Origin of the sequence: Paracoccus sp. SM22M-07 (assembly GCF_001887735.1) — a bacterium.
Lineage (GTDB): Bacteria > Pseudomonadota > Alphaproteobacteria > Rhodobacterales > Rhodobacteraceae > Paracoccus.
Window position 1 is genome coordinate 141,846 of the sequence record NZ_JPKW01000010.1, and the last position, 25,009, is coordinate 166,854.

Annotated in this window: 21 protein-coding genes; 8 read left to right on the forward strand and 13 right to left on the reverse strand. The window is 68.0% G+C overall.

Features of this window, described 5'->3' with window-relative positions; genetic code table 11:
* Nucleotides 1–1,043: molybdopterin cofactor-binding domain-containing protein (locus IE00_RS20635; protein WP_240493917.1), on the forward strand; the 1,043-nt coding region annotated here is incomplete at its 5' end.
* A 37-nt stretch (nt 1,044–1,080) separates the two neighbouring features.
* On the opposite strand, the gene IE00_RS14525 is transcribed toward IE00_RS20635, so the two are convergent.
* The 7 genes from IE00_RS14525 to IE00_RS14555 all read right to left on the reverse strand — a co-directional run bounded on the left by IE00_RS14525 (nt 1,081) and on the right by IE00_RS14555 (nt 10,831).
* Nucleotides 1,081–2,073, reverse strand: coding sequence for a diguanylate cyclase (locus IE00_RS14525; protein WP_072297914.1), 993 nt, complete (start codon nt 2,071–2,073; stop codon nt 1,081–1,083).
* Nucleotides 2,070–4,859 (reverse strand): response regulator, encoded by a 2,790-nt coding sequence (locus tag IE00_RS14530; RefSeq protein ID WP_072297915.1) that lies wholly within the window; start codon nt 4,857–4,859, stop codon nt 2,070–2,072. The genes IE00_RS14525 and IE00_RS14530 overlap by 4 nt, the downstream gene beginning before the upstream one ends.
* Nucleotides 4,856–5,227, reverse strand: a complete 372-nt coding sequence (locus IE00_RS14535; protein ID WP_139291463.1) for a hypothetical protein — start codon at nt 5,225–5,227, stop codon at nt 4,856–4,858. The genes IE00_RS14530 and IE00_RS14535 overlap by 4 nt, the downstream gene beginning before the upstream one ends.
* 169 nt (nt 5,228–5,396) lie before the next feature.
* On the reverse strand, nt 5,397–7,547 hold the full coding sequence (locus IE00_RS14540; RefSeq protein ID WP_072297917.1) for a hypothetical protein: 2,151 nt from the start codon (nt 7,545–7,547) through the stop codon (nt 5,397–5,399).
* Entirely contained in the window at nt 7,544–8,674 is a 1,131-nt protein-coding gene (locus IE00_RS14545) for a glycosyltransferase family 4 protein (RefSeq protein WP_072297918.1), read from the reverse strand. Before IE00_RS14545 ends, IE00_RS14540 begins: the two co-directional genes overlap by 4 nt.
* Nucleotides 8,675–8,729: 55 nt before the next feature.
* The gene (locus IE00_RS14550) at nt 8,730–9,872 is read right to left on the reverse strand and encodes a glycosyltransferase family 4 protein (RefSeq protein WP_072297919.1); all 1,143 of its coding nucleotides are present in this window, start codon (nt 9,870–9,872) and stop codon (nt 8,730–8,732) included.
* Nucleotides 9,869–10,831, reverse strand: a complete 963-nt coding sequence (locus tag IE00_RS14555) for a glycosyltransferase (protein ID WP_240493918.1) — start codon at nt 10,829–10,831, stop codon at nt 9,869–9,871. Before IE00_RS14555 ends, IE00_RS14550 begins: the two co-directional genes overlap by 4 nt.
* Nucleotides 10,832–11,064: 233 nt before the next feature.
* Between IE00_RS14555 and IE00_RS14560 the strand changes: the two genes are divergently transcribed.
* The 5 genes from IE00_RS14560 to IE00_RS14580 all read left to right on the forward strand — a co-directional run bounded on the left by IE00_RS14560 (nt 11,065) and on the right by IE00_RS14580 (nt 16,952).
* Nucleotides 11,065–12,333, forward strand: a complete 1,269-nt coding sequence (locus IE00_RS14560) for an O-antigen ligase (protein WP_139291464.1) — start codon at nt 11,065–11,067, stop codon at nt 12,331–12,333.
* A 190-nt stretch (nt 12,334–12,523) separates the two neighbouring features.
* Complete coding sequence (locus IE00_RS14565) at nt 12,524–13,351, forward strand: WecB/TagA/CpsF family glycosyltransferase (protein ID WP_072297922.1); 828 nt, start codon at nt 12,524–12,526, stop codon at nt 13,349–13,351.
* Nucleotides 13,348–14,673 carry a sugar transferase gene (locus IE00_RS14570; protein ID WP_083554416.1) on the forward strand — a complete coding sequence of 442 codons (1,326 nt, stop codon included), beginning with the start codon at nt 13,348–13,350 and terminating at the stop codon, nt 14,671–14,673. The genes IE00_RS14565 and IE00_RS14570 overlap by 4 nt, the downstream gene beginning before the upstream one ends.
* 57 nt (nt 14,674–14,730) lie before the next feature.
* On the forward strand, nt 14,731–15,768 hold the full coding sequence (locus IE00_RS14575; protein WP_072297924.1) for a UDP-glucuronic acid decarboxylase family protein: 1,038 nt from the start codon (nt 14,731–14,733) through the stop codon (nt 15,766–15,768).
* Nucleotides 15,765–16,952 (forward strand): glycosyltransferase family 4 protein, encoded by a 1,188-nt coding sequence (locus IE00_RS14580; protein WP_139291465.1) that lies wholly within the window; start codon nt 15,765–15,767, stop codon nt 16,950–16,952. Before IE00_RS14575 ends, IE00_RS14580 begins: the two co-directional genes overlap by 4 nt.
* A gap of 73 nt (nt 16,953–17,025) precedes the next feature.
* On the opposite strand, the gene IE00_RS14585 is transcribed toward IE00_RS14580, so the two are convergent.
* A complete protein-coding gene (locus IE00_RS14585; protein WP_170864166.1) occupies nt 17,026–17,796 on the reverse strand; it encodes a response regulator transcription factor in 771 nt (256 codons plus the stop codon).
* 380 nt (nt 17,797–18,176) lie between these two features.
* Here IE00_RS14585 and IE00_RS14590 point away from each other — a divergent pair, with 380 nt between their 5' ends.
* Nucleotides 18,177–18,812, forward strand: coding sequence for a NeuD/PglB/VioB family sugar acetyltransferase (locus tag IE00_RS14590; RefSeq protein ID WP_072297926.1), 636 nt, complete (start codon nt 18,177–18,179; stop codon nt 18,810–18,812).
* Here IE00_RS14590 and IE00_RS14595 read toward each other — a convergent pair.
* Genes IE00_RS14595 through IE00_RS14615 form a run of 5 tightly spaced genes read right to left on the reverse strand, consistent with a single transcriptional unit; the run spans nt 18,809 to nt 23,619 of the window.
* Nucleotides 18,809–19,975, reverse strand: a complete 1,167-nt coding sequence (locus tag IE00_RS14595) for a DegT/DnrJ/EryC1/StrS aminotransferase family protein (RefSeq protein ID WP_072297927.1) — start codon at nt 19,973–19,975, stop codon at nt 18,809–18,811. The genes IE00_RS14590 and IE00_RS14595 overlap by 4 nt on opposite strands.
* On the reverse strand, nt 19,972–20,958 hold the full coding sequence (locus IE00_RS14600; RefSeq protein WP_240493919.1) for an NAD-dependent epimerase/dehydratase family protein: 987 nt from the start codon (nt 20,956–20,958) through the stop codon (nt 19,972–19,974). The genes IE00_RS14595 and IE00_RS14600 overlap by 4 nt, the downstream gene beginning before the upstream one ends.
* An 11-nt stretch (nt 20,959–20,969) precedes the next feature.
* The gene (locus IE00_RS14605; RefSeq protein WP_072297928.1) at nt 20,970–22,082 is read right to left on the reverse strand and encodes a DegT/DnrJ/EryC1/StrS aminotransferase family protein; all 1,113 of its coding nucleotides are present in this window, start codon (nt 22,080–22,082) and stop codon (nt 20,970–20,972) included.
* On the reverse strand, nt 22,079–23,098 hold the full coding sequence (locus IE00_RS14610) for a Gfo/Idh/MocA family protein (protein ID WP_072297929.1): 1,020 nt from the start codon (nt 23,096–23,098) through the stop codon (nt 22,079–22,081). Before IE00_RS14610 ends, IE00_RS14605 begins: the two co-directional genes overlap by 4 nt.
* Nucleotides 23,095–23,619: an acyltransferase gene (locus IE00_RS14615; protein ID WP_072297930.1), complete on the reverse strand. Its 525-nt coding sequence runs from the start codon at nt 23,617–23,619 to the stop codon at nt 23,095–23,097. The genes IE00_RS14610 and IE00_RS14615 overlap by 4 nt, the downstream gene beginning before the upstream one ends.
* Before the next feature lie 601 nt (nt 23,620–24,220).
* Here IE00_RS14615 and IE00_RS14620 point away from each other — a divergent pair.
* On the forward strand, nt 24,221–25,006 hold the full coding sequence (locus IE00_RS14620) for a Crp/Fnr family transcriptional regulator (protein ID WP_072297931.1): 786 nt from the start codon (nt 24,221–24,223) through the stop codon (nt 25,004–25,006).
* The last annotated feature ends 3 nt before the right edge of the window (nt 25,007–25,009 follow it).

Genomic DNA, 25,009 nt, shown 5'->3' on the forward strand with positions numbered 1-25,009 from the left:
CCCTGCCGATGGACAAGGTCGCCATCCGCACCGTCATGGCGGGCGGGTCCTTCGGGCGGCGCGCGAATGCCACGTCGGATTACAACCGCGAATGCGCGATGGCCTTTGCGCTGACCGACCGCAGCCGCCCCGTCAAGCTGGTCTGGACGCGCGAGGACGACATCAAGGGCGGCTATTACCGCCCCGCCTTTGCGCACCGGGTCCGTGTCGGCCTGGATGACCAGGGCGGCATCGTCGCGTGGGATCACCGCATCGCGGGCCAGTCGATCATGAAGGGCACCTCGATGGAGCAGATGGCCGTGACGGATGGCGTCGACCATTCCTCGGTCGAAGGGGTGGCCGATACGCCTTATGCCGTCCCTGCGATGTCGGTCGGGCTGTCGGATGTGGACAAGGCGACCAGCGTCCTGTGGTGGCGGTCGGTCGGGCATTCCCACACCGCCTATGTGATGGAAAGCATGATCGACCTGATCGCCCAGGAATCCGGCCGCGATGCGTTGGACCTGCGCCTGTCGATGCTGCCCGGCGACACGCCCGCCCAGACCCGCATGGCCGGCGTCCTGCAGCGCGTGGCCGACATGGCCGACTGGTCGAATGCCGGCGACCGCGCCCTGGGGTTGGCAGTGCATCATTCCTTTGGGACCTTCGTGGCGGAAATCGCACAGGTGTCGGGGGGCCAGGATGCGCCGGTCCGGATCGACAAGGTCTTTGCCGCCGTCGATTGCGGTATCGCCGTGAACCCCGATGTCATCCGTGCCCAGATCGAGGGCGGGATCGGCTTCGGCATGGGCCATGCCATGCGCAACCAGATCACCTTGACCGAGGGCGAGGTGGACCAGTTCAACTTCCCCGACTACGAGCCGCTGCGCATCTCGGATATCGGCGCGATCGAGGTCCAGGTCATCGCCTCGGCCGAGGCCCCGTCGGGCGTCGGCGAACCGGGCGTGCCGCCCGCGGGCCCGGCGCTGGCCAATGCCATCGCACGCGCCGGCGGTCCCCGCGTCACCGAATTGCCGATGATGACGCAGGTCGAATTCGCCTGACCCGGGCGACCCCGGCGCGCAGGTCGCGCCGGGGTCGTCACCCTGCCGCGCGCGGGGACCGTTCGATGCGCCTGTCGATCGGCATGTCGATTGGTTTTACGGCGGGCCTTTCGATGGGCTTCGGCGGTTCGATCACATGGCCCGTCACCTGGTTCCGCCCCGTCCGCTTGCCCTGATACAGCATCGCATCGGCGGTCGAGATCCACAGCTCCATCGACAGATCCGCCGCACTGCGCCCCGTCGCGACGCCGACGCTGATCGTGACCACCGGGCTGACGCCCGATCCCTTGTGGGGGATGCCTAGGGCCTCGATCCGGTGGCGGATCGTCTCGGCCACCTCCAGCGCGCCGTCATGGTCGGTGCGCGGCAGGATGCAGGCGAATTCCTCGCCGCCATAGCGCAGGCAGACATCGTCGCTGCGCCGCATCGCGTCGCGCAAGGCATGGGCCACGCGGCGCAGGCAGTCATCGCCCTCAAGGTGCCCGTAAAGATCGTTGAACTGCTTGAAGAAATCGATGTCCATCATGATGAAGGACAGCCATTCCCCCTTGGCGGACAGGTGGTGCAGCTGCGATTGCAGCAATTCCTCCAGCAGGCGACGGTTGCCAAGCCCGGTCAGCGCGTCGGTGGTGGCCAGCGCCGACAGCTGATCGCGCATCCGCTTCAGTTCGACATGGTTGCCGACCCGGCTGCGCAGCTTGATTGCCTGGATGGGCTTGGTGACGTAATCGACGGCCCCCGCCTCGAAGCCGCGCTCCTCATCCTCGGGGTCGTCCAGGCCGGTGGTGAAGATGACGGGAATGTCGCACAGCACAGGGTCGCGCTTCAGGCGGCGGCAGACGGCATAGCCGTCCATGCCGGGCATGACGATGTCCAGCAGGATCAGGTCGGGCCGGGCATCCATCGCGACCCCCGGCACGGCCGCGCCCGACCTAGCAAAGCAGATCTCATAGTCATCCTCCAGCACCGCGGCCATCATCTCGATATTGGCAATCTCGTCGTCGACGATCATGATGACGGGTCGGGTCATGTCAGCGCCCCCTGAGGATCCCGTTCCAGGTCCGACTGCATCTGGTCCAGCAGCTGCGCGGCCCGGGTATAGTCCAGCTGCGTCAGCGCGATCATCAGCGGATGCGTGGCCCGCGCGCCGGGCGACAGGCCAAGCGCATCCGCCAGCCCGTGAAAGCCGCTGCGGGCCGACAGGCTGCATCGCCGGACCTGATCGCGCAGTGCCGCAATCGCGGGGCCCGCCGAGGCATCCAGGACGGGCGGCAGGTCCGTCGCGACAGCGGGCGGATCGCAGCAAAGGCTGCGCGCGGCGGAAATGGCGGGGGCCAGCGCCCGCGTCAGATCCGTGATCAGGTCGGCCGCATCATCGCCCCGGTTCAGCGCGGTTTCGATCCGGCCCGCCAGTTCGGGAATATCCGCTAGCCCCAGGGACCCCGCGACGCTTTTCAACGTATGGGCGGCCAGGCTGGCTTCCTCGGCGCGGCCCTGGGCGATCAGCTGCCCCATCCTAGGGCCGATGCCATCGTAATTCCGCCCGAATTCGGTGATCAGGCGGTGCAGCAGTTCGGCCTTGCCGTTCATCCCCCGCAGGGCCGTGGCCAGGTCGAAAGGCGGCAGCCGCTCGGGCAGCGTCGCGATGGCGGGGCCGGGCCGCGCGTCGCGGGGCAGCCATTTCGACAGGGTCTCGATCAGCAAGGCCGGGTCGATCGGCTTGGACAGGTGGTCGTTCATGCCCGCCCCCAGGCAGCGCTGGCGTTCCTCGGCATAGGCATGGGCGGTCAGGGCGATGATCGGCAGGTCCGCGGCGGCGATCCGCTGGCGAATGCGGCGGGTCGCCTCGACCCCGTCCATGCGGGGCATCTGCACATCCATCAGCACCGCCGCATAACCGTTGTCCTGGTTCAGCACCATCTGGCAGGCGGTGATCCCGTCGCCTGCGACATCCACCTGCAGGCCCGCATCCGACAACAGCGCGGTGGCGATTTCCTGATTGATGGCATTGTCCTCGACCAGCAGGACCCGGTGGCCGCGCAGCGCCCCCGACAGGTCCGGCTGGGGCGATTGCACAATCCGGGCCGAGGCCTGACCCGGCGTGCCGGGGAACAGCTGGTTCAGCATGTCCAGCAGGTGATGGGGGTCCAGCGGCTTGCGCAGCACGCCGCTGATCGCGCGGCGATCCTCATCGCGGATCAGCTCGTCGATGGAATAGGCAGTGACCATCAGCGTGGCGGGCATGGGGACCAGCCGCGGGTTGTCGCGCATGGCGCGCACCGTCTGCAGCCCGTCCATGCGGGGCATCTTCCAATCCAGCATCACCAGGTCATAGGGCCTGCCGGCGGCGGCTTCGCGTTCCATCGCGGCCAGCGCCTCGGGCCCCGAGGAGACGAGGTCGCCCGACAGCTTCCACCGGCTCAGCAATTCCTGGATGATGTCGCGGGATGCGGGGTTGTCATCGGCCACCAGGATGCGCAGCGCGCGCAGGGCGGGATGGGGGTCGGCGGCCATGGCGGCGCCTTGCGCGACAAGCAGCCAGACCCGGAAGGTAAAGGCGCTGCCTATGCCCGGCATGCTGTCGACGGTGATCGCCCCGCCCATCTGTTCGACGATCTGGCGGCAGATGGCCAGCCCCAGCCCCGTGCCGCCGAAGCGGCGCGTCGTCGAACTGTCGGCCTGGGTGAAAGGCGCGAACAGCTTTGCCCGCTGTTCGACGGTCATGCCGATGCCGCTGTCGCTGACCGCGCATTCGATGCAGATGCGCGCGCCCTCGCGTTCGGCCACCCCGACGGAAATGGCCACGCGGCCTTCCTCGGTGAACTTGATGGCGTTGTTCAGCAGGTTCAGGATCACCTGGTTCAGGCGCATTTCATCGCCCACCACCAGCACGGGCACATCGTCCGATATCCGCATGCGGATGGTCAGGCCGCGGGCATGCGCGCTTTCGGCAACCATCTGCACCTGCCCCGACACGGCCGCCCGCAGGTCGAAATCGCGGGCCTCAAGCTCCAGCTTGCCCGCCTCGTTCTTCGAGAAATCCAGGATGTCGTTGATCTGGCGCAGCAGCGACATGCCCGCGCCGTTCAGCTTGGTCACATGATCGCGCTGGCGCGGCTGCAGGTCGCTGCGCTGCAACAGGTGGCTGAAGCCCAGGATCGCGTTGATCGGGGTGCGGATCTCGTGGCTGACATTGGCCAGGAACATGCTTTTGGCACGGCTGGATTCCTCGGCGGCGCGGTTGCGTTCCTCCAGCGCGCCGCTGCGGGCGACCAGCTCGTCGCTCATGATGCGGATGCGGGCAAAGGCGGTGCGGACCTTGTGGGTGACCCAGATCAGGACCGACATCTGGAACAGCACGATCGAGGCATGCAGCATCACCCGCGCCAGATCCCCCTTTTCGGGAAAGACCGAAATCGGCAGCAGATACAGCAGCACCAGGTGGTGAACGGCGATGCCCGCCGCCGACAGGATCAGCGCTCCGCGGTCGAACCAGGCGATGTTCAGCGCCATGACCGCAAAGAAATACATGTGCATGTCCATCTGCCAGGGATGCCCCTCGAACAGGATCAGCAGCAGCGCGGGTTCGCCGATCAGCGCGATCCCGGCCAGATTGCGGGTCAGCCGGACGGTCCCGAAGCGCTGCCATGTCAGGTGATAGACCCCCGCCAGCGCCGCCCCCCACAGCATGGCCATCGGCACCGACAGGACCTGGTTCCACGCCGCCGCCGCCGCCAGAACCGGCACATGCGCCCAGAGCAGCCAGACCAGCAGCCCGCCGAACCGTTCGCGAAGGACCTGGATCTCATCGGTCATGGCCGCACCCCCGTCTTGTCGGTGAAGCAGCCCAGCATGCGTGATGACGGCAGCACCGCCCAGGCCCCCTGCGCCAGCATCGCCTGGCGAAAGCCGGGGTCTTCGGATGCGGCGATGGCGATGCCGCGCATGCCGCCCAGGCCCACCACGCCACCCCCGGCGCGATAGACCAGGTCGGTCAGCCGTCCGCCTTCGGACCCCGGCGCCAGGACCAGATACTGCCCCTGGACGGGCGACGCGGTCAGGGTGGCGGCGGCCAGCGCCACGACGCCGGCCAGCAACAGGATCATCGCGGGGGCCATGTCCCGCCAGCTTGCGGGGGCTTCGCCTCTGTGGGGCTTGGGGCGTCCATTTTCTGAATCCGACATGTCACATCCCTGATGCTGCAATATGTGCAGTCTTAGCGCGAGGGATTGTCTGATGTCTTAACGCGACCCCCTGCGGAACCCGTGGAACGCGGACGTTTCAATTCAAATGCCGTGCATCGCGCCCTGGGGTCCGGCGGCCATGCGGATACGGGGCCCGGATGCGCCGCCTTCAGGCGAAGGGATAGATCCGGGACGTCCGCGCACGGCCCTGGATCAGCTGGGCGGCAAGCGGTGCGTCGCGGCTGCCGCTTCGGGCATGGCGGCGCAGGTTCACATCCACCAGCGCCATCAGGATGCGCGCATCGCTGGCCGCGATCAGCCGGTCGGCGGACAGGCGCGCCAGCTGGCGGGCCGTGCGGCCCCAGCTGCAGACCAGCACCGTCCGCGCCGTCATCACCGCCAATTGCAGCGTCACCCCTGATGCCAGCGGCGAAGGCGCATCGAAGATCACGACGCTGTCGCTGTAGCTGCCGTGATCCAGCAGCGCGCGGATGCGCTCGGCCAGGGGTGCCGCCGCCGGGTCGGGCCGGTCCTCCAGCCGGACCAGACGCAGCATGGTGCCGTCATCCCGCGGCATGCCCCATTCCTGGCCGGTATCCGTTGCCGCCGAGGCGGGGTGGCAATCCACCACCAGCACGCGCCGGCCCAGCCCGTTCAGCCCCAGGGCCAGCGCCGCCGAGGTCATGGTCGCGTCCCCTTCCCGACCGCCGGGGCAGACCAGCATGCTGAGCGGCACCGCCCCGCGCGATTGCGACTGGATCATGACCAGCATCGCCCGCAGGGCGTTGGAAAAGGGATGTCCGGGATCGGTGCGGACCAGTCGGGTCATGGTGCGGGCCTCGCGCCGCCGCAGCCGGGGCAGCAGGCCCACGGGCACCGTGTCGGGGGACAGGCGCAGCTGTTCGGTGCTGCGGATGCTGCGGTCCAGCAGTTCCGAAAGGCCCACCGCCAGCAGCGCCGCCATGCCCGCCAGCACGACCGCCATGGCCAGATAGACCTTGCGCCCGCGCCCCTCGGGGGCCAGGGGCGGCGTGGCGGGCGACAGCACCTCGACCGAGACGGCGGGCATGTCGGTGCCCTCGCGCAGATCGCGCTGCTGGTCCTGCAGGCGGGCAAGGGCCTCGGCCTCGGCGGCGACCCCGCGCAGCATGTCGCCCAGCTCCAGCTCGGCCACGTTGCGGCGCGACAGCCCGCCCTGCGCCTGGTCCAGCTGGGCCTGCACCGCCGCCAGATCGGCCCTGTTGGCCTCCAGCGCGGCCCGGACCGAGATGCCATAGACCTCGGCCGCGCGCAGGATCTGATCGCGGGTTCCGGCGATGCGTTCCTCGGTCAGGTCGATGCCGCCATATTGCGCGCCGTATTTCGCCTGCCTCTCGGCCAGCGCATGCTGCTGGTCCTGCAATTCGTCGCGCAGGGCGGTCAGGCTCTCGGGTTCGCCGGGCAGCGGCACCAGCGGCGTGCGGCCCGTGCCGGGGATCATCGCCAGCGTCGCGTTCAACTGGGCCTGCTGCTGGTCCAGCTGATCGCGGCGCGATGTCAGCGCGATGACGGTCTGGCTGGTCACCGATCCGCCCGGCGTGGCCGACAGGTTGTTGCGGCGCTGGAAATCGCGGGCGCGGGCCAGTTCCGTGTCATAGACCTGCTGCTGCCGGGCGATGCGGGGCGCAAGCCAGTCCATCGTCGCCCGCGTCAGGTCGCGTTGCTGGGCATTGCGCTGTTCGCCATAGGTCTGCACCGTCAGGTTCGCGATATCGGCGGCGCGCTGCGGATCGGTGGCGGCAAAGAACAGCGTGACAAGGCCGGGCACGCTTTCGCGTCGGACCGCAAGCCGCGCCGAAAAGGCGTCCAGTCGCCGCTGCGTTGGGTCCTGCGGCGCGGCCGTCGCGGCGGGCGGCGGCGTGCCGATCCAGCTGCGCAGCACCGTGGCCAGGCGCGAGGGGGTGCCCGGTCGCGCCAGGTTCAGTTCGGGAACCTGCGCCAAATCCAGCCGGTCGATGACCGCCTGAATGTTCTGGCGCGCGGTGATGCGCTCCAGCTCGGTTTCCAGGCTGAAGACGGGGTCCTCGTCCTGGGGCAGGTATCGGGGCTGGGTCAGGATCAGCCGGGTGCGCGCCACATATTCGGTCGGCAGCGACAAGATGACTGGCAGCGCGGCGGCGGTCAAAAGCGCGGTGATCACGCTCAGCGTCAAGATGCGACGGCGGATCAGCCCGGCCAGCGCGCCCCATTCGATGGCGACCGCGTCGTCCTGTTCCTGGGCCGCGGCCTGCCGCGCGCGTGCCCCTTCGGTGCGGATGCGGGTGGGAAACTGGTCGTTCATGCCATTTCTCGCTTGGGACAGGGGGTTGCGGCAAGGTCGTCATGCAGGTCCGAAAGGCGCGCGACATAGCCGCCGATCTCCATCCGCGACAGGAACAGCGCCCGCCCCGCCCCCGCCAGCCGAAGGCGCCGGACGGGGTCCGCGATCAACCCCGCAAGCGTGTCGGCAAGGGCCGCGGCGTCGCCCACGGGCACGAACAGGCAGGTCCGGTCATGGGTTAGGACCTCGTCATGGGCGCCGACGCGGGTGGTGACGACGGCCATGCCATGGGCCAGGCCTTCGACGACGGCCATGGCCATCCCTTCGGCATGGGATGGCAGGACCAGGATGTCGCCCCGGCTGCACAGGGCGCGGGCGCGGGGCTGGTCGATCCAGCCGGGAATGTCGATGCGGTCCTGAAGGCCAAGGCCCGCCACCTGCGCGCGGATCTGCGCCAGGGGCCCGTCCCCGGCCAGCGTCGCGGTCCAGGGCAGGTTGCGCAGCCGCGCCAGCGCCTCCAGCAGTTCGGGGACGCCCTTGCGCGCGCCCAGCTGGCCCAGAAAGACGATGCGGCAGACATGGCCCGTGCTGTCGGGTCCGGGGTCCGCCCCATGATCAGCCATCGGGTCGGGCACGCAGTTGCGCAGGATGGTGATGCGGTCGCCGGGGACGCCCAGCAGGCCCTGCACCGTGGCGCGATCGCGCGCGCCCAGCACGACGACCCGCCGCGCGTTCCAAAACATCCGGCAGATCGCGGATTGCTGCCATGCGGGGCGACGGGCCAGGTCGGCGGCATAGTCGAAATCATGCAGGTGCAGGACATAGTCCAGCCCCAGCAGCCGCGCCATCCGCGCCAGGATCAGCTTGCGCGCCGTGCTGCCCCGCCCGGCGATGTGGAAATGCTGCAGGCGGTCGCCCCCCGCGATGCGGTCGCCGACCATGGCAAGGATGGCCCCGGCCAGCATCAGCCCCGATGGCAGGGGGCGGAACCGGGGTCCGCGCGTGTCCTGAACCCGGTGCCGCTGGCGGGCGGGATCGGCATCGACAACGTATCCGACCAGCCGCCCGATGCCGCCGCCATGGTCGCGCCCCCCGGCGATGTGGTGTCGCACGGGGCGGACCGATCCGGGCTGGGCTGAACGGGGCATCTGGTGATCCTGTCGCGACGGTTTCACCCACAGTCTGGACCTGCGCCGCGCGAACTCAATCTGGCTGCCTGATACGGGGGGCATCCGTTCGGCCAAGGGGGTCCCTCTTTTGGCGGATCAGGGCGTAAAGCGCGACCATGCCTGCCCCCACATGGTCGGGACGCAGGGGACCGTCGGCCCATGCCGCAGCCGCTTGCCCAAGGCGGTCGCGCAGGGCCGGATCGTCATGCAGCAGCGCCATCGCATCGGCCAGCGCGGCGGGATCGCGCGGCGGGACGACCAGCCCCGCACCGGCGGCGCGGACGGTGCTGCCCAACTCGCCCACATCGGTGACGATGACGGGTTTGCCGAAGGTGGCGGCGATCATCAGGACGCCGCTCTGCGAGGCTTCGGCATAGGGCAGCACGACCACGTCGCAATCCAGAAACAGCCGGGATGCGTGATCGTCGGCGATGAACCCGTGATGGATGCGGTAACGCCCCGGATCGCCCATCAGCCCGGACAGGTCGTTCGGATCGTCGCCCCGCCCCGCCAGCACCAGCTGCAGGCCGGGGATGCGGTCGCCCAGCAGCGCCTCGGCGCGCAGCAGGTCGTCGACGCCCTTATAGGCGAACATCCGACCGAACAGCAGCACCCGCAGACCCGGTGCGGGCGGGGTGGGCCGCATGTCGCAAGCGGCCTCGGCATAGCGGGTGATGGCGGGATGGGGCAGCACATGGACCCGCGATGGCGGCTTGTCGAACCGCCGCGCGGCGCCATCGCGCAGTCCTGCGCCATGCACCACCAGATCGCCCGACTGCCGCGCCATCAGCCGCGCCGTCCAGTCGGGCAGCTGCAGCGTCTCGCGGTCGCCCGGATGGGGCGTGACGTCATGGACCGTGGTGATCAGCGGCGCCTGCGCGCGCAGCAGCGGCGCGATGGCGTTCAGCCAGACCGTCGTGTTGCTGAGGACGTGGATCACGTCGGGCCGCGCGCGCCGCACCAGCGTCATTACACGCCCCAGCATCGCCAGATTGCGCGGCGACCGCGTGCGGGGCCAGCCGATCAGGCGCAGCGTGATGCGCGGGTCCAGCCACCGTTCCAGCCCGGCATAAAGGCGCGCAGGCGCGATCAGCGTCACCTCGGCATGGGGTGCAAGGCCGTTGGCGCAGGCGATGGCGTGATCGACCGGGCCTGGCGCGATCAGGACGACCCTCATGTCGCGTCGGCCGTCTGGCGCAGGCGCAGGGTGCGCAGGGCATCGCGACCGCGGCGCAGCATATGGGGTTCGCCCGCAAAGCGCAGGCCCCGCAGGAACAGCCGCATCCTTTCGGCCAGCCCCAGCGGTCGCAGGCGGGATGCGGCGACGCGGTGGGGAAAATGGTCGGCCATGTCCAGCCGCCAGCCCAACCCGCGCGCCGCCAGAAAGGCGTTCAGTTCCTCGACCGTGGCCTGCCAATGGGCCATCCGGCGGCGCAGCATCGGCGCGTCGTCCTCTGCGCGGTGCCAGGTGTTGTCATGGATGCGATACCCGCCCAGCGCCTGCGGAAGGGCCGCGACGCGGAACATGAAGGGGATCGCCCCGACCAGCCAGGCATCGGCCGAAATCCGGAACCGCAGGGGGATCGCGCCGACGCGGTCCCAGGCCTTGCGCCTGACGGACAGGGCCGAGGTCATCGGAAAGGGCCAGACCCCCGCCGTGCGGGCCATGCGCGGCGCCAGGTCTCCCTGGCACAGGCTGCGCGGCACCGGCGGCCCCTTCAGCGCATCGTCATTCGCCGTCGGTTGCAGCCGGTGATAGACCAGCCCCAGATCCGGGTCGTCCGCAAAGGCGCGGGCCACGGCGGCCAGCTTGCCCGGCATGAACCAGTCGTCGGCATCCAGAAAGCACAGGATCGCGCCCCGGCTGGCGGCGACGGCGGCATTCATCGCCGCCGCCTGTCCCTGGTTGCGCTGAAACACGGCCCGGACCGCAGGGCCATAGGCGGCGATGACCTGGCGGGACCCGTCGGTCGATCCGTCATCGACCACGATCACCTCGAAGCTGGGGCCCTGCTGGGACAGGGCGCTGTCGATCGCCCGCGCGACATAGCGGCCATAGTTGTAGTTGTTGATCAGGACGCTGATTTCCGGGGCGGGCATCGGCTTCTCCGGGTTGGGGTCTGCGGCTTTGGGCACTGGGCGGCCTTGCGTCGAAATCCTAAGCCCGGATGGAAGATCGCCGACACCGGTCCATTTGGCCCGCCGCGCGGGACAGGCCACATCCGAAAGGTCAGGGCGCGGCCTGTCCCATGCCACTTTGGGCGATGGTCATGGCCGATGGTGACCCGTGCGGACGCCGAACCCCAAGCGTTAGTCTGAGGCAATGCGCGCCGCGTCCGCCGACAGGCGCGCCGCAACCGGGACGCATCATGACCGCAGCAAGCCAATTTCCCAGCCACGGCCTTGGCCGCCATGACCGCGACCGGATGGTCGGGCTGGCGCCGCAGGTCGCCGTCTGGGTCACGCTGGTGATCCTGTCGGGTGCCCTGCTGCCGCTGATGGCCGCATCGGGCGGAGCGCTGGACGACCGGGCGCGCGGGCTGCTGCGCCTGGGCGTGCTGCCCATTTATGCGACGACGCTGATCCTGGCGCTGCGCCATGCGGATGCCGTGGCGCGGTCGCTGCTGCGCAGTGTGCCGCTGCTGGCGCTGGTGGCGCTGCAATTCGCGACCGTCCTGTGGTCGATCAGCCCGGGCACAAGCCTGCGCCGTGCGGTGGCGCTGGCGATGACGCTGATCCTGTCGCACGTCCTGGCCGTCGTCTTTACGCCGCGGCAGCTGCTGTGGCTGGTGGCCAGCGCCTTGGGGGCCTGCATGGTGGCCAGCCTTGCGATGATGGCGCTGTCGCCGTCGCTGGCCGTCGTGCCGGGCGACAGCGCGCTGCGCGGGGTCTATCTGAACAAGAACGTTTTCGGCTGGAGCGCGGGCATCGCCACGGTGGCCGGGGTCATGCTGGCCTGCGACCGGGGCGGCGACCGCCGCAGGCAGGGCGCAGTGATCGCGGGGCTGGGGGCCGTCTGCCTGGGCCTGTCACAATCCTCCACCAGCCTGGTGGCGACAGTGGCGGCGCTGGTCGTGGCGGGCTTTTTCGTCGCATTGGGTCGGGCGCGCGGGTTGGGACGGGCGCTGATGCTGGTCAGCTTCATCGTCGCGGCGGGGATGATGCTGGCCTTTCTGGGCCTGTTGCTGGTGCCGCTGCTGGACGCCCTGGGCAAGGACGCCACCCTGACCGGCCGCGTGCCGATGTGGCAGCTGATCGATGCCCGCATCGCCGAACGCCTGTGGCTGGGCCACGGCTATCAGGCCTTCTGGACGCCCGGCAGCAATCCCGCCTGGACGATCTGGTTGCAGATCGGCTGGCATAGCCCCCACGCCCATAACGGCTATCGCGACATCCTGCTGGGCTCGGGGGTGGCGGGGCTGGTGCTGGCGGCCTGGACGATGCAGCGCACCCTGCGGCACGCGGCGCGGCTGTCGCTGCTGCGCCCGACACAGGGATGGCTGTGGCCCAACGCCTTTCTGGCGCAGGTGCTGGTGCTGAACCTGACCGAAAGCACCCTTGTGGCGCAGAACGACCTGCAATGGATGCTGACCGCGACGGTCGTCGCGCTTTGCGCCAATCACGACCGTCGCGTCTGACCGCCGGTAAAGAGCCCAGGCCGCGACTACGCCTTTGGGACAGGGTGCGACCAAAGGGTCATCCCCCCGCCGCACCCGGAGGGCGCTTTCGTCGGCACCCCCTGCCCCACGCGCCCCGAACGGCCAAGTATCTGCGCGCAACGCCCGGCCGTAGCCTTGGACCTGAGCTTCAACCCGAACGGGGGCCAAGATGACCCAGCATGTCCGGCAAGATCCGGTGAAGACCACCAATGTCCTGGGGCTGCGCGTCGCGGCCCTGACCCGCACGGGGGTCGTGTCGCGCATCCTGGGCGACGTGCGCGACGGGCGCCGCGGCTATGTCTGCGTGTCGGGGGCGCACAGCGTCATCGAATGTCGCGCCGATCCCGATCTGGCCCGCATCCACAACCAGGCCACGCTGACGGTGCCCGACGGGATGCCGCTGGTCTGGGCGCTGCATGGCGACGGGCATGGCTGGGCCGAACGCATCTATGGTCCCGACCTGATGCTGTCGGTGATCGATGCCAGCCAGGACAGCGGCATCGGGCATTTCCTTTACGGAACGACCCCGCAGGTGCTGGACCAGCTGGAACGCAACCTGCTGCGCCGCTTTCCGGGCGCCCGCATCGTGGGCAGCTATGCGCCCCCCTTCCGCCCCCTGACCCCCGAGGAAGAGGACCGCATCGCCCGCCTGATCGACGATAGCGGCGCGGGCATCGTCTGGGTCGGCATCGGTTGCCCCAAGCAGGAACGCTGGATGGCGCATATGCGCGACAAGCTGCGCGCGCCGATGCTGATCGGCGTGGGCGCGGCCTTCGATTTCCATGCCAGGGGCAAGCTGCAGGCCCCCGCCATCCTGCAACGCCACGGCCTGGAATGGCTGTTCCGCCTGGTGACCGAGCCGCGCCGCCTGTGGCGCCGCTATACCCGCGTCGTCCCCGCCTATCTGGTGCTGCGCGGGATGCAGCGGACCGGCCTGCGCCGCTTTCCGGTCACGTCCCAGGACCCCGACCCCATGCCCCACAGGATCCAGTCATGATCACTTCGGACAGATTGCACGGCGCGCCCGTGACCGCCTTCGCCCCCCAAGGCGACCGCATGATCCGCGCCACCCTGTCGCGCATCGCCATCATGGTCCTGGCCGAGGCCGCCGTCCTGACCCTGGCCATGCAGATCGCATCGGGGCTTGCCCATGCCAGCGAATTGCTGCCCGCGGCGGTCACGGTGATCGCGGTCCGGCTGCTGCTGGGGCTGATCCCGGGGCGCGGCCTGCACCCGCACGAAATCATGCGCCGCAGCGTCGCCGCCGTGGCGATCGCGGGTGCCGTCTGCATCATGCTGCCCGCCCTGCAGGGCGACACGCGCGATGCGGGGGCCATCGCGCTGTTCCTGCTGGTGGCGCTGGCGCTGCATCATCCGGCGCGGCTGGTGGTTTTGGCGCTGATGCACCGCGCCGGGCTGTGGACGATCAACGCCCATGTCATCGCGGATCGCGATCAGGCACCGCTGATCGAGGCGTTCTTTCGCCGCAACTGGCGCTATGGCCTGATGCCGAATGCCGGCCAGCCCGCGACGGTGGCGCTGGTCACCGATGACGCGCAGGCCCGACCCGGCGCGCTGCCCGAAGCCTATGCCCAGATCTTCGTGCTGGCCGATACGCCCCAGCTGCGCATTTCGGGGCTGAAGGCGGCGAATGCGGGCGGGGCGATCGGGCTGCGGGTGACGCATCTGCGCCACGGCGCGGGGGCCGACCGGCTGAAGCGCGCCATGGACCTGGCCGTCGCGGTGCCCGCGCTGATCATGTCGCTGCCCGTCATGGCGCTGGCCGCGCTGGCCATCTGGATCGTCGATCCGGGCCCGGTCTTCTATGCCCAACCGCGCGAGGGGCTGAACGGCCGCGTCGTGCGGGTCCTGAAGCTGCGCAGCATGTATCGCGACGCCGAAGCCCGGCTGGAGGACCTGCTGCGCAGCGACCCCGCCGCCCGCCGGGAATGGGACGCCCATTTCAAGCTGCGCCGCGACCCGCGCATCCTGCCCATCGTCGGCAATGTGCTGCGCCGCTCCAGCCTGGATGAATTGCCGCAGCTGCTGAACGTCATCATGGGCGGGATGAGCATCGTCGGACCCCGCCCCTTTCCCGATTACCACCTGGCCGCCATGCGCCCCGAATTCCGCCGCAAGCGGTGCAGCGTGCCGCCGGGGATCACCGGGCTGTGGCAGATTTCCGAACGCAGCCAGGCCGACCTGGCCCAGCAGGAACAGCTGGACGCCTTCTATATCGACAACCGATCGGTCTGGCTGGACCTGTCGATCCTGCTGCGGACCCTGCCCGCCGTCATCCTGGGGCGCGGCGCGTGCTGATATGGCCCCGCCGCCCGCATTCCTGACCACAGCTGAACCGACCTGAAAGGACACGCCATGTTTCGCAGCAAACGCATTCTTGTCACCGGGGGCGCAGGGTTCCTGGGATCCTTCCTCTGCGACAGCCTGCTGGCCGACGGCCACGAGGTGATCTGCCTGGACAATTTTCACACCGGGTCGCGCAGCAATGTCCAGCATCTGCACGGCCATCCCCGGTTCGAGATCATGCGCCACGATGTGACCGTGCCCATCCATGCCGAGGTCGACGAGATCTTTAACCTGGCCTGCCCCGCATCGCCCGTGCATTACCAGACCGACCCGGTCCAGACCGTCAAGACCAATGTCCACGGCGCCATCAACGTGCTGGAACTGGCGCGGCGGCTGAAGGCCAAGATCTTCCAGGCCTCGACCAGCGAGGTCTATGGCAACCCGCTGGTCCATCCGCAGGTCGAAAGCTATGCGGGCAACGTGAACCCCATCGGCCATCGCGCCTGCTATGACGAGGGCAAGCGCTGCGCGGAGACGCTGTTCTTCGATTACCACCGTCAATATGGCGTCAAGATCCGCGTGGCGCGCATCTTCAACACCTATGGCCCGCGGATGCTGCCCGATGACGGGCGGGTCGTGTCGAACTTCATCGTCCAGGCGCTGCGGGGCGATCCGATCACCATCTATGGCCAGGGCCAGCAGACGCGGTCCTTCTGCTTCGTGGACGACCTGATCCGCGGATTTCGCGCGCTGATGGATGCGCCCGACGACGTGCTGCTGCCCATCAACCTGGGCAACCCGTCGGAATTCACCATCCTGCAACTGGCCGAGCTGGTGATCGAGATGACCGGATCGCGGTCGCGCGTCGTCTTCAACCCCCTGCCCCAGGACGATCCCGAACAGCGCAAGCCCGACATCAGCCGCGCGGCCAGCCAGCTGGGATGGGCGCCGACGGTGCCGCTGCGCGACGGGTTGGCCCAGACGGTCGCCTATTTCGACCGGATGCTGTCGCAGCGGGTGCCGACCCATGTCGCGGCCTCGGTCCCGATCCAAAGCGGCGCCCGGCTGCTGGCCGGCGGCTTTGCCGCCACGCGGGGACTGGCGTGAAGATCCTTGTCTTTGCCCATCGGCTTGAACCGGGCGGGACACAGGCCACCGCCATAGAGATGGCCGCGCGGCTGCGCGACCGGCATGGATGCAGGATCGTCTTCCATGCCGGCGCGGGGCCGCTGCAGGACATGCTGCACGATCGGGGGATCGATCTGGCGCCGTCGCCCGATGCACGGTTCCAGCCGTCCTTGTCGCGGATGCGCGTGCTGCGCGACCTGGTGGCGCGCGAAAAGCCCGACCTGATCCATGCCTGGGACGCCTGGCAGGGCATCGAGGCCTTCTGCGCCGTCCACATGACCATGCAGGTGCCGCTGATCATCAGCGACATGGGCATGGCGCTGCCGCATATGCTGCCCCGCCATGTCACCACAACCTTCGGCGTCCTGGCCGTCCATCAGCAGGCCCAGCAGCAGGGATGGGAGCGATCCGCCCATCTTCCGCTGCCCGTCGATCTGATCCGCAACGACCCCGAGATCATCGACCAGCCCGAGGCACGCCGCCTGATGGGCGTGGACCCGGACGACGTTCTGATCGTGGCGACCGCCCGCCTGACCCGCGGCACCACCGCGCAATCGCTGTCGCACATGATCGAGGCCGTGCGTCGTCTGGGGCGTCACCTGCCCCTGCGGCTGGCCATCATCGGCGATGGCAGCGCCCGCGCCGAATGGCAGCACATGGCCACCCGCGCCAATCGCGAACTGGGCCGCAAGGCGATCTGCCTGCGCGGCGCGATGACCGATCCACGCCGCGCCTATGCGGCGGCGGATATCGTGATCGGCGCAGGGGCTTCGGCCTTGCGGGGCATGGCCTTCGCCAAGCCGGTGATCGTGACGGGGGATCGCGGCTTTGCGCGCATCTTCGATCCTGGCACGGCCGCCTGGTTCACCGCCAACGGGCTGCACGGGGTGGGCAACGGGGACGATGACGGGGCGCTGCGGCGGCTGATCCGCATGCTGGCCACGCGCCCCCGGATGCGCCAGCGTCTTGGGCAGTTCGGGCGCGACCATGTCGCCCGCCACCATGACCTCGACCGGCTGTCGGACGATCTGGCGCGGCTGTGCCGGATGGCAAGCGACGTCCCGCCGCAGCCGACGATCGGCGGCGCGATGCGTTCGGCGGTGATCTATCTGCGCGAACGCCGCTTCCTTGCCCTGCGCCGCCACGACTTGGGCCAGGTCTGAGGCCGCAATGCGAAAACCCCGATACCGGGGGCATCGGGGTTTTCCATGGCGCTTACGCGACGACCCGGCGGGCCTAATGCGTCGCCGGGCCGGCCTTGTCCCCGGTGCCGATCAGGCTGTTCAGGCGCTGCGCGGCCTGGGTCCGGTTGGTCGCGTTCACCTTGCGCATGATGTTGCGGATATGGACCTTGACCGTGCTTTCGCACAGGTTCAGCTCATAGGCGATGGTCTTGTTGGCGGCGCCGCGTTGCAGGGCACGCGCCACGGCCAGCTGGCGTTCGGTGAAATGATCCTCGGATTCGTCGGCGCTGTGCTGGTTGGCGGCCAGCGCCTTGCTCAGCGTGACCAGGCTGCTGCGCGGCAGATAGGTGCCGCCCGAATGGACGATGCGGATCGCCTCGACCACGTCGGCGAACTTGCCGTCCGGGGGCACGAAGCCCGCCGCCCCGCAGGCAATGGCCGCCAGCATGGATTCCAGGTCGGTCTGATCGGCCAGGATGATCACGCGGCAGGCCCCCGCCATGCCGATGACGCCGTTCACCTCGGCGGCGGTTCTTTCGTCCAGCAGCGACCCGCTGCCGATGTTATAGAGGATGACCTGTTTTTCGCCCCCGGAATGGCCGTCCCGCCATGCCTCGATCGAGGCATGGCTCTCGATCACGACGCCGGCGCGATAGGCCTCAAGGCAGTGGACGAAACAGTCGCGCGCCAGGGGGCGCGGATCGATCACGACCACCTGCGGCTGCGTCTGCGCCTGGCTGGACCAGCCTGCCTCGCCCGAATGCCGTTTGGTGACATCCGGGATCGGCGAATTTTCATCATTGGCGGAATACCGATGCAACATGTAAAAACACCCCACGATTGCAAGTGATCGCATTTGCAGAAAAACCGGTTCAAATGCGCCACGGATAAGCTTTGGCAAGAACTGCCTGCATCACCCCGGCTTCGCATCAGAAAAATCAAAATATTGAAACTGAATGATTTTTCATAGACGATCCGAAGATCAGCCCCCTCGTAACAGGGAATTTACCGCCTACACCTTATGTCCAATATGATTACGATCAATTTTCACGACGTGAAGGTGAATTTACATTGCCATGGTGAAAAACACGCCACATTTCTTGCGCATGTCGAATATGACCGATGCAGCGCATTCACGCTTTGGTTGTGAATGGAATTACTGGAACTCTAAATAAGACATGCAATCCGGATCGGAGAAATCAGATGTCCCCCCTGCCCCGAATCGTCTGCCTGGGATATTCCGGAAACGCGCTGGAAATGTTCGACCATCTCAGCCGCGTCTTTCGTGTGGCCGCCTTTCTGGATGACAATCCGGACCTGGCCGGGCACAGCTTTCGGGACGTGCCGGTGTTGCCGATGGGGGCGCTGGACCAGTTCGACGATGCGCAGGTCGTCGTGACCTTCGGATCACAGCGCAGCATCGGGGTGCGGGCCGCGGCCGTGGCCAGGCTGGGCATCGCCCGCGACCGCTTTGCCACCATCCTGCATCCGGCGGCGCATGTCTCGTCGCAGGCCCGCATCGGCACGGGCACGATGATCTTTCCCGGCGCGGTGGTCACCCACAACGCCCGGATCGGCGACCATTGCATGATCCTGCCCAACAGCGTCGTGCATCATGACGTCGAACTGGACGACCATGTGCTGGTCGGGTCGAACGTCACCATCGCGGGGCATTGCCGCATCGGGTCTGGCTGCTATCTGGGCAGCGCCAGTTCCTTCATGAACGGCGTCACGGTGGGCCCCGGATCGGTGATCGGGATGGCCGCGAATGTCATTCTGGACGTGCCGGCGGGATCGGTGATGATCGGCAATCCGGCGCGCCCGCTGTCCGGGGCCTAGGCCATCGCGCGCAGCGGCGCCCGCTGGTCGGCCAGGGCATTGGCCAGCGCTTGGACGACCATGTCCAGCTGGTCAAAGCTCATCTGCGCGAACAGCGGCAGCAGCACGGTGCCGTCGCGGGCCTCTTCGGATCGCGTCAGGTCGTGGGGCAGCGGGATGTCGGCGCAGGCCTCCTCCAGGTGCATGCACATGATGCCCCGGCGCGTCGCGACCCCCGCCTGCAGCATGTGCTGCATCAGGGCCAGCTGGTCCAGCGACGGGTCCAAGCGCAGCGCAAAGCTTTGCCAGTTCGACTGCATCCCCGCCGGTTCGAGGGGCAGCGTGATCCCGGCCATGTCGGCCAGCTTGCGGCGGTAACGCGCGGCCAGCGCGCGACGCGACTGCACGATCCTGGGCAGGCGCTGCAGCTGTTGCAACCCGATCGCCGCCTGGATGTCGGTCATGCGATAGTTGAAGCCCGGCACGGGATAGGCCTCGAAGATGACGCTGTTGCTGGCGTGGCGCTGCGTGTCGCTGACCGACATGCCATGCTGGCGCCACAGGCGGAAGGCGGCGTCCAGGTCGGGCCGGTCGGTGGTCAGCATCCCGCCCTCGCCGGTGCTGATGACCTTGCGGGGGTGGAAGGAAAAGCACACCACATCGCCGATGGGCTTGCCGATGGGCTGCCAAGCGTCCTCCAGCCGGATCATCGACCCGGCGGCGCAGGCGGCATCCTCGACCACGCGCAGGTCATGGGCGCGGGCGATGGCCATGATGGCGCCCATGTCGCAGGGCATGCCGATCTGATGCACGCAGAGGATGGCGCGGGTGCGCGGCGTGATCGCGGCGGGAATGGCGGCGGGATCGATGTTGTAACCGCCCGCCTCGATATCGACGAAGACCGGGGTGGCGCCGCATTGGCGGATGGCATTGGCACCCGCGATGAAGGAATGGCTGACGGTGATGACCTCGTCCCCCGGCCCGACGCCCACGGCCAGCAGCGCCAGGTGCAGGGCCGTGGTGCAGTTGGACACCGCGCAGGCATGGGCGGCCCCCGTCATCCGCGCGAATTCGCGTTCAAAGGCCGCGACCTGGGGTCCCTGGGACACCCATCCCGACAGGACGGCGGCGGCGGCGGCATCGGCCTCGGGCGGGCCCATCAGGGGCATGGCGATGGGGATCATTGGGCGACCTCGTGCATGCTGGTTTCGGATGCCCACCAATCGACCAGGTCGCGCAGGCCCTGGCTGACCGGGATGGTGGCGGCAAAGCCCAGGTCGCGGGCGGCGGCGGCGGTGCAGGCCAGGCGGCGCGGCACCGGGTTGACCGACCGTTCGGGGGCGAATTCCGGCGTCAGGTCGGGCCGGCCCATCGCGTCCGACAGCATCGCCGCCAGCTGCAGCAGCGATGTTTCCGTCCCGCAGCCGACATTATAGACCGCGTCGGTCGCATCCGACATCGCCGCCAGCAGGTTGGCACGCGCCACGTCGCGCACGTCGATCATGTCCATCGTCTGCGATCCGTCGCCAAAGATGATCGGCGGCTGGCCGGCGGCGATGCGTTCCATCCAGCGGACCATCACCTCGGTATAGCGGCCATGCAGATCCATGCGCGGGCCATAGACGTTGAAATAGCGTAGCGCGACATAGTTCAGCCCCTCCATGTCGTTCAGCGATCGCAGCAGCCCCTCGCCCATGGTCTTGGCGGCACCGTAAAGCGTGCGGTTGCCATAGGGCGGTTCGGCCTCGGTCGTGGGAAAGCGCGACGCCATGCCATAGACCGAGGCCGAGGACGCCATCACCACCTTCTCTACCCGGTGCCTGACGCAAAGCTGCAGCAGGTCGAACGTCGCCTGCACCATCACCTGCATCGCCAGGTCGGGTTCGGCGGCGCAATGGGTGATGCGCAGCGCGGCCTGGTGAAAGACGATGTCGCTGTCGCCCACCAGCCTGTCCATCAACGCCGCGTCGCGGATGTCGCCCGTCACCAGCCGCAGACGCGGATCGGTGACGGCGTCGGACAGGTTCTCGATCCGGCCACGGACAAGGTTGTCCACCGCCACGACCTGCCCGCAGCCCTGCGCCAGCAGCGCGTCGATGATATGGGACCCGACAAAGCCGAAGCCTCCGGTGACAAGAATGCGCTTGCCCGCGATATCCTGGGTCATGGTCATGCCTTTCAGGCGCGCAGGGCCACGGGGGCGGCGGCGCATGCATTGACGGCCGCGATCACGGTGGTGACCTGATCGGCGTCCATGTGGGGGTGGATGGGCAGCGACAGCGTGCTGTCGCAGAAGGCTTCGGCCACGGGGAAATCGCCGCGGCGATATCCCAGGTCGGCATGGCAGGGCTGCAGGTGGACCGGCACCGGATAGTGGATGTTCGTGGGCACCCCGGCCTGTTTCAGCTGCGCCATCGTGGCATCGCGCATGGGGGTGGCGATGGCATAGACATGGCAGACGTGATCTGGTCCGAAGGGACCGGCGGCGCGGGCGATGCTGGGGTCCAGCCCCGCGTCATAGGCGTTGGCGACGTCGCGACGGGCGGCGTTCCACGCGCCCAGATGCGGCAGCTTGACCCCCAGAACGGCGCCCTGCACCGCATCCATGCGATAGTTGAAGCCCCTGAGGACGTGGTTGTATTTCCCCTGCTGGCCCCAGTCGCGCAGGCAGCGCAGGCGGGCGGCCAGGGCGTCGTCATCGGTGACGACCGCCCCGCCCTCGCCGCAGGCCCCCAGGTTCTTGCCGGGATAGAAGCTGAAACAGCCCATGTCGCCGAAACTGCCCGCAGCGCCGCCGCGGCGTGCACCGTGGGCCTGGGCGGCATCCTCGATCACGATCAACCCGTGGGCGCGGGCGATGGCGGTGATGGCAACCATGTCGGCCAGCCGCCCATGCAGGTGGACGGGCATGATGGCGCGGGTGCGCGGAGTGATGGCGGCCTGAACCAATGCGGGGTCCATGCACCATGTGACCGGATCGATATCGACCAACACCGGCGTCGCCCCGGCATAGGTGATGGCCGCGACGGTGGCCACGAAGGTGGCGGGGACGGTGATCACCTCGTCGCCCGGACCGATGCCGGCGGCAACCAGCGCCAGGTGCAGCGCGGCGGTGCCGGTGCTGACGGCGATGGCGTGGCGGGTGCCGCAGAAGCGGGCGAAGGCCTCCTCGAACCGTTCGACGGGTTCGCCCAGGACATAGCTGCTGCCGCGCAGGGTCGCCAGCACGGCGGTCTCCAGCTCGGGGGCGATCTGGTCGTATTGGCTGCGCAGGTCAAGAAACTGGATCATGACGCTTCCTTCAGGGTGACAAGGTCGACGGGAAAGCCGCGCATGCCGCAGGACCGGCTGGCGGCGGCCAGCATCTCGACGACGCGCAGCCCGCTGGCGCCGTCGGTCAGGGGGGCGATGCCCGCCTGGATGCAGCGGATGAATTCCTCGGCCTCGGTGACAAGGGCCTCCTTGGTGGACAGCGCAGGCGCCCGCATGTCGCCGGACCGGTACGAGATCATCTGCTGATAGGCGTCCACCGAGGCATCCGCCCCGCAATCATAGATCTTGACCTTCTCGCTGGTCTGCATGTCGTCATAGATGATCATCTTGCGGCTGCCGCCGATCAGCGTCTGGCGGATCTTGACCGGGGCCAGCCAGTTGACGTTCAGATGCGCCATCGCGCCGTTTTCGTAATAGACCGACAGATGCGCCATGTTTTCGGGGCGCCCCTGCAGAAAGCCCGCCGCACTGGCGGAAATCGCCACCGGGGTCGATTTCATCAGCCGTTCCATGATGGCGAAATCATGGACGGCCAGGTCCCAGATGACGTTCACGTCGCGCTGGAACAGCCCCAGGTTCACCCGCGTCGAGTCATAGTAATAGACATCCCCGATCTCTCCGGATTCGATGACGCGGGCGATGGTCTGGACCGCGCCGGTATAGACGAAGGTGTGGTCCACCATCAGCACCACCTTGCGACGCGCGGCCTCGGCGATCATGGTGCGGGCGCGGTCGGGCGTGTCGGCCATGGGCTTTTCGACCAGCACATGCTTGCCGCGGCGCAGGGCGTCCATCGACATGTCGAAATGGGTGCTGACGGGGGTGGCGATCATCACCGCGTCGATATCGGGATCGGCGATCATCTGGGATATGGAGGCGGTCAGCCTTGCGCCCGGATGGGCCAGGCTTGCGCGTTCCAGCGCCTTGGGCGACATGTCTGCGATCATCTCCAGCCGGGCATCCTTCATGCCCGACACGGCCCGCGCCAGGTTCGGCCCCCAATAGCCATAGCCCGCAAGTCCCAGCCGGATCATGACGCCACCTCGGTCGTGGTCATGCGGGCGACTTCGGGCGGCATCGCGTTGCGCGACCGGATGTCGCCTGTCACGCGGGCGGGCACCCCCACGACGATCGCATAGGGCGGCACGTCCTGCGTCACGACCGCCCCCGCCCCGATCAGGGCGCTTTCGCCGATGGTGATGCCGCACAGGATGGTGGCATTCGACCCGATCGCGGCGCCGTGCCGGACCAGGGTGCGCAGCAGCATCCAGTCGCTGGCCCCCTTCAGCGTCCCGTCGGGATTGGTGCTGGCGGGCAGCAGATCGTTGGTGAACATGACGCCATGGCCCACGAAGACCTGATCCTCCAGCTCGACCCCTTCGCACAGGAAGGCGTGGGACGAGATCTTGCACCGGTCGCCGACCTTGCAGCCGCGCTGGATTTCCACGAAAGGTCCGATGCTGGACTGGTTGCCGACCTGGCAGCCGTAAAGGTTCACAAGCTCGGGACAGGGTATCCTGACATCCGCGGCCAATTCGCAATCTGTGATGGGCATGCAAACGCCTCCTGAAGGAACACGGCACCGGGAACGGATGGCCGCAGATCACGCTACTGCGGAACCGTCACGGAACCAGTTCGCACTAGGTGGAATGCCGCACGCGGCAGATGCGCCCTTCGGCCCGCGCGACCACGGATCGACCCCCCGTGGTGGAAAGCGTGGCAACAGGGATGAGGCGACCGTTACGCCCTTTGTCAGCGCGCCTGACCGAAAGGATATGTTCAACAGTCGTGGCTTGCGCGGCGCGCGCGTGTCGGCCGGGCGGTCCGGGAATGCCCCTTCCCGCAAGATAATGATTAGAAAATGCTTTCCGGCAGAATTTTGTTGTTGTGCCGCGCCGCGGGCTGAACAACTGCGGGTTGCACCGACGCCATGGGGCCATCTGCACCCCGATCGCCGCCATTGCCGACTGATTTGGATCAGTGTCCACTGGTTTGATCCATGGCTGGATCGGGCGGTCGGACCTGCCCCGGCCGGTCGTTCGGTGACGGCGGGACGCGGTCCTGACGCATCCTCATTGTGACGAAAACCCGGCTGCGGTGGCAGCATCAGACCAAGATTGACAGTCGTTCAACAGTTATCTTTTCAGGTACGAAACATGGTAGCCGTCGAGACCAAGACAACCCTGGATCAGCTGCGGTGCATCCGCGGCATCGACATCGACATGGCCGACAGCCAGCTGCTGTTCCGCCACAACATCATCACCATCGAGGCGGGCGACACGATCATCTTCGAGGGCCAGGAGGATCGCCAGGGATACCTGCTGTGTTCCGGATGGGCGTCATCGGTCCGGCACCTGATCGACGGCAGCGACCAGATCCTGGATGTCCGCGTGCCGGGCGATTTCATCGGCATTGCCGACATGCGCCTGAAGCACGCGCCCCATGCGACCGAGGCCATCACACGGGTCGAACTGGCCCCGATCAGCTATCGCGCGCTGATGTCGCGCGATGCGGGCATGGCGCGCCTGGCCGAGGCCATCCTCTATTCCGTCAATTGCGACATGGCGATCACCAGCGAACACCTGGTCAGCGTGGCACGCCGCAACCCGCAGGTCCGCACCGCGCATTTCCTGCTGGAACTGTCCGAACGCCTCAGCCGGGCCGGGCTTGGCGAACCCGACCACTATCACTGTCCGCTGTCGCAATACCTGCTGGCCGACGTGCTGGGGCTGACGGCGGTGCATCTGAACCGCACCCTGCGCCAGCTGCGCGAACGCGGGTTGGTCAGCTTCAAAAGCGCCCATGTCACCATCCACGACCGCCAGGCCATGGTCGAATTCGCGGGCTTTGATCCCGCTTATCTGAACCAGGCCGAACCCCAGGCCATGATCGGCGCCATCGGCGACCAGCCGAGCCACCCGGATCATCCGCGCGCGAACTGACGC

Bases quoted from the DNA above. Each gene is read 5' to 3' on its own strand.
- IE00_RS14525 (WP_072297914.1), bottom strand. From the start codon at position 2,073: ATGACCCGACCCGTCATCATGATCGTCGACGACGAGATTGCCAATATC.
- IE00_RS14530 (WP_072297915.1), bottom strand. From the start codon at position 4,859: ATGACCGATGAGATCCAGGTCCTTCGCGAACGGTTCGGCGGGCTGCTG.
- IE00_RS14535 (WP_139291463.1), bottom strand. From the start codon at position 5,227: ATGTCGGATTCAGAAAATGGACGCCCCAAGCCCCACAGAGGCGAAGCC.
- IE00_RS14540 (WP_072297917.1), bottom strand. From the start codon at position 7,547: ATGAACGACCAGTTTCCCACCCGCATCCGCACCGAAGGGGCACGCGCG.
- IE00_RS14545 (WP_072297918.1), bottom strand. From the start codon at position 8,674: ATGCCCCGTTCAGCCCAGCCCGGATCGGTCCGCCCCGTGCGACACCAC.
- IE00_RS14550 (WP_072297919.1), bottom strand. From the start codon at position 9,872: ATGAGGGTCGTCCTGATCGCGCCAGGCCCGGTCGATCACGCCATCGCC.
- IE00_RS14560 (WP_139291464.1), top strand. From the start codon at position 11,065: ATGACCGCAGCAAGCCAATTTCCCAGCCACGGCCTTGGCCGCCATGAC.
- IE00_RS14565 (WP_072297922.1), top strand. From the start codon at position 12,524: ATGACCCAGCATGTCCGGCAAGATCCGGTGAAGACCACCAATGTCCTG.
- IE00_RS14570 (WP_083554416.1), top strand. From the start codon at position 13,348: ATGATCACTTCGGACAGATTGCACGGCGCGCCCGTGACCGCCTTCGCC.
- IE00_RS14575 (WP_072297924.1), top strand. From the start codon at position 14,731: ATGTTTCGCAGCAAACGCATTCTTGTCACCGGGGGCGCAGGGTTCCTG.
- IE00_RS14585 (WP_170864166.1), bottom strand. From the start codon at position 17,796: ATGTTGCATCGGTATTCCGCCAATGATGAAAATTCGCCGATCCCGGAT.
- IE00_RS14590 (WP_072297926.1), top strand. From the start codon at position 18,177: ATGTCCCCCCTGCCCCGAATCGTCTGCCTGGGATATTCCGGAAACGCG.
- IE00_RS14595 (WP_072297927.1), bottom strand. From the start codon at position 19,975: ATGATCCCCATCGCCATGCCCCTGATGGGCCCGCCCGAGGCCGATGCC.
- IE00_RS14600 (WP_240493919.1), bottom strand. From the start codon at position 20,958: ATGACCCAGGATATCGCGGGCAAGCGCATTCTTGTCACCGGAGGCTTC.
- IE00_RS14605 (WP_072297928.1), bottom strand. From the start codon at position 22,082: ATGATCCAGTTTCTTGACCTGCGCAGCCAATACGACCAGATCGCCCCC.
- IE00_RS14610 (WP_072297929.1), bottom strand. From the start codon at position 23,098: ATGATCCGGCTGGGACTTGCGGGCTATGGCTATTGGGGGCCGAACCTG.
- IE00_RS14615 (WP_072297930.1), bottom strand. From the start codon at position 23,619: ATGCCCATCACAGATTGCGAATTGGCCGCGGATGTCAGGATACCCTGT.
- IE00_RS14620 (WP_072297931.1), top strand. From the start codon at position 24,221: ATGGTAGCCGTCGAGACCAAGACAACCCTGGATCAGCTGCGGTGCATC.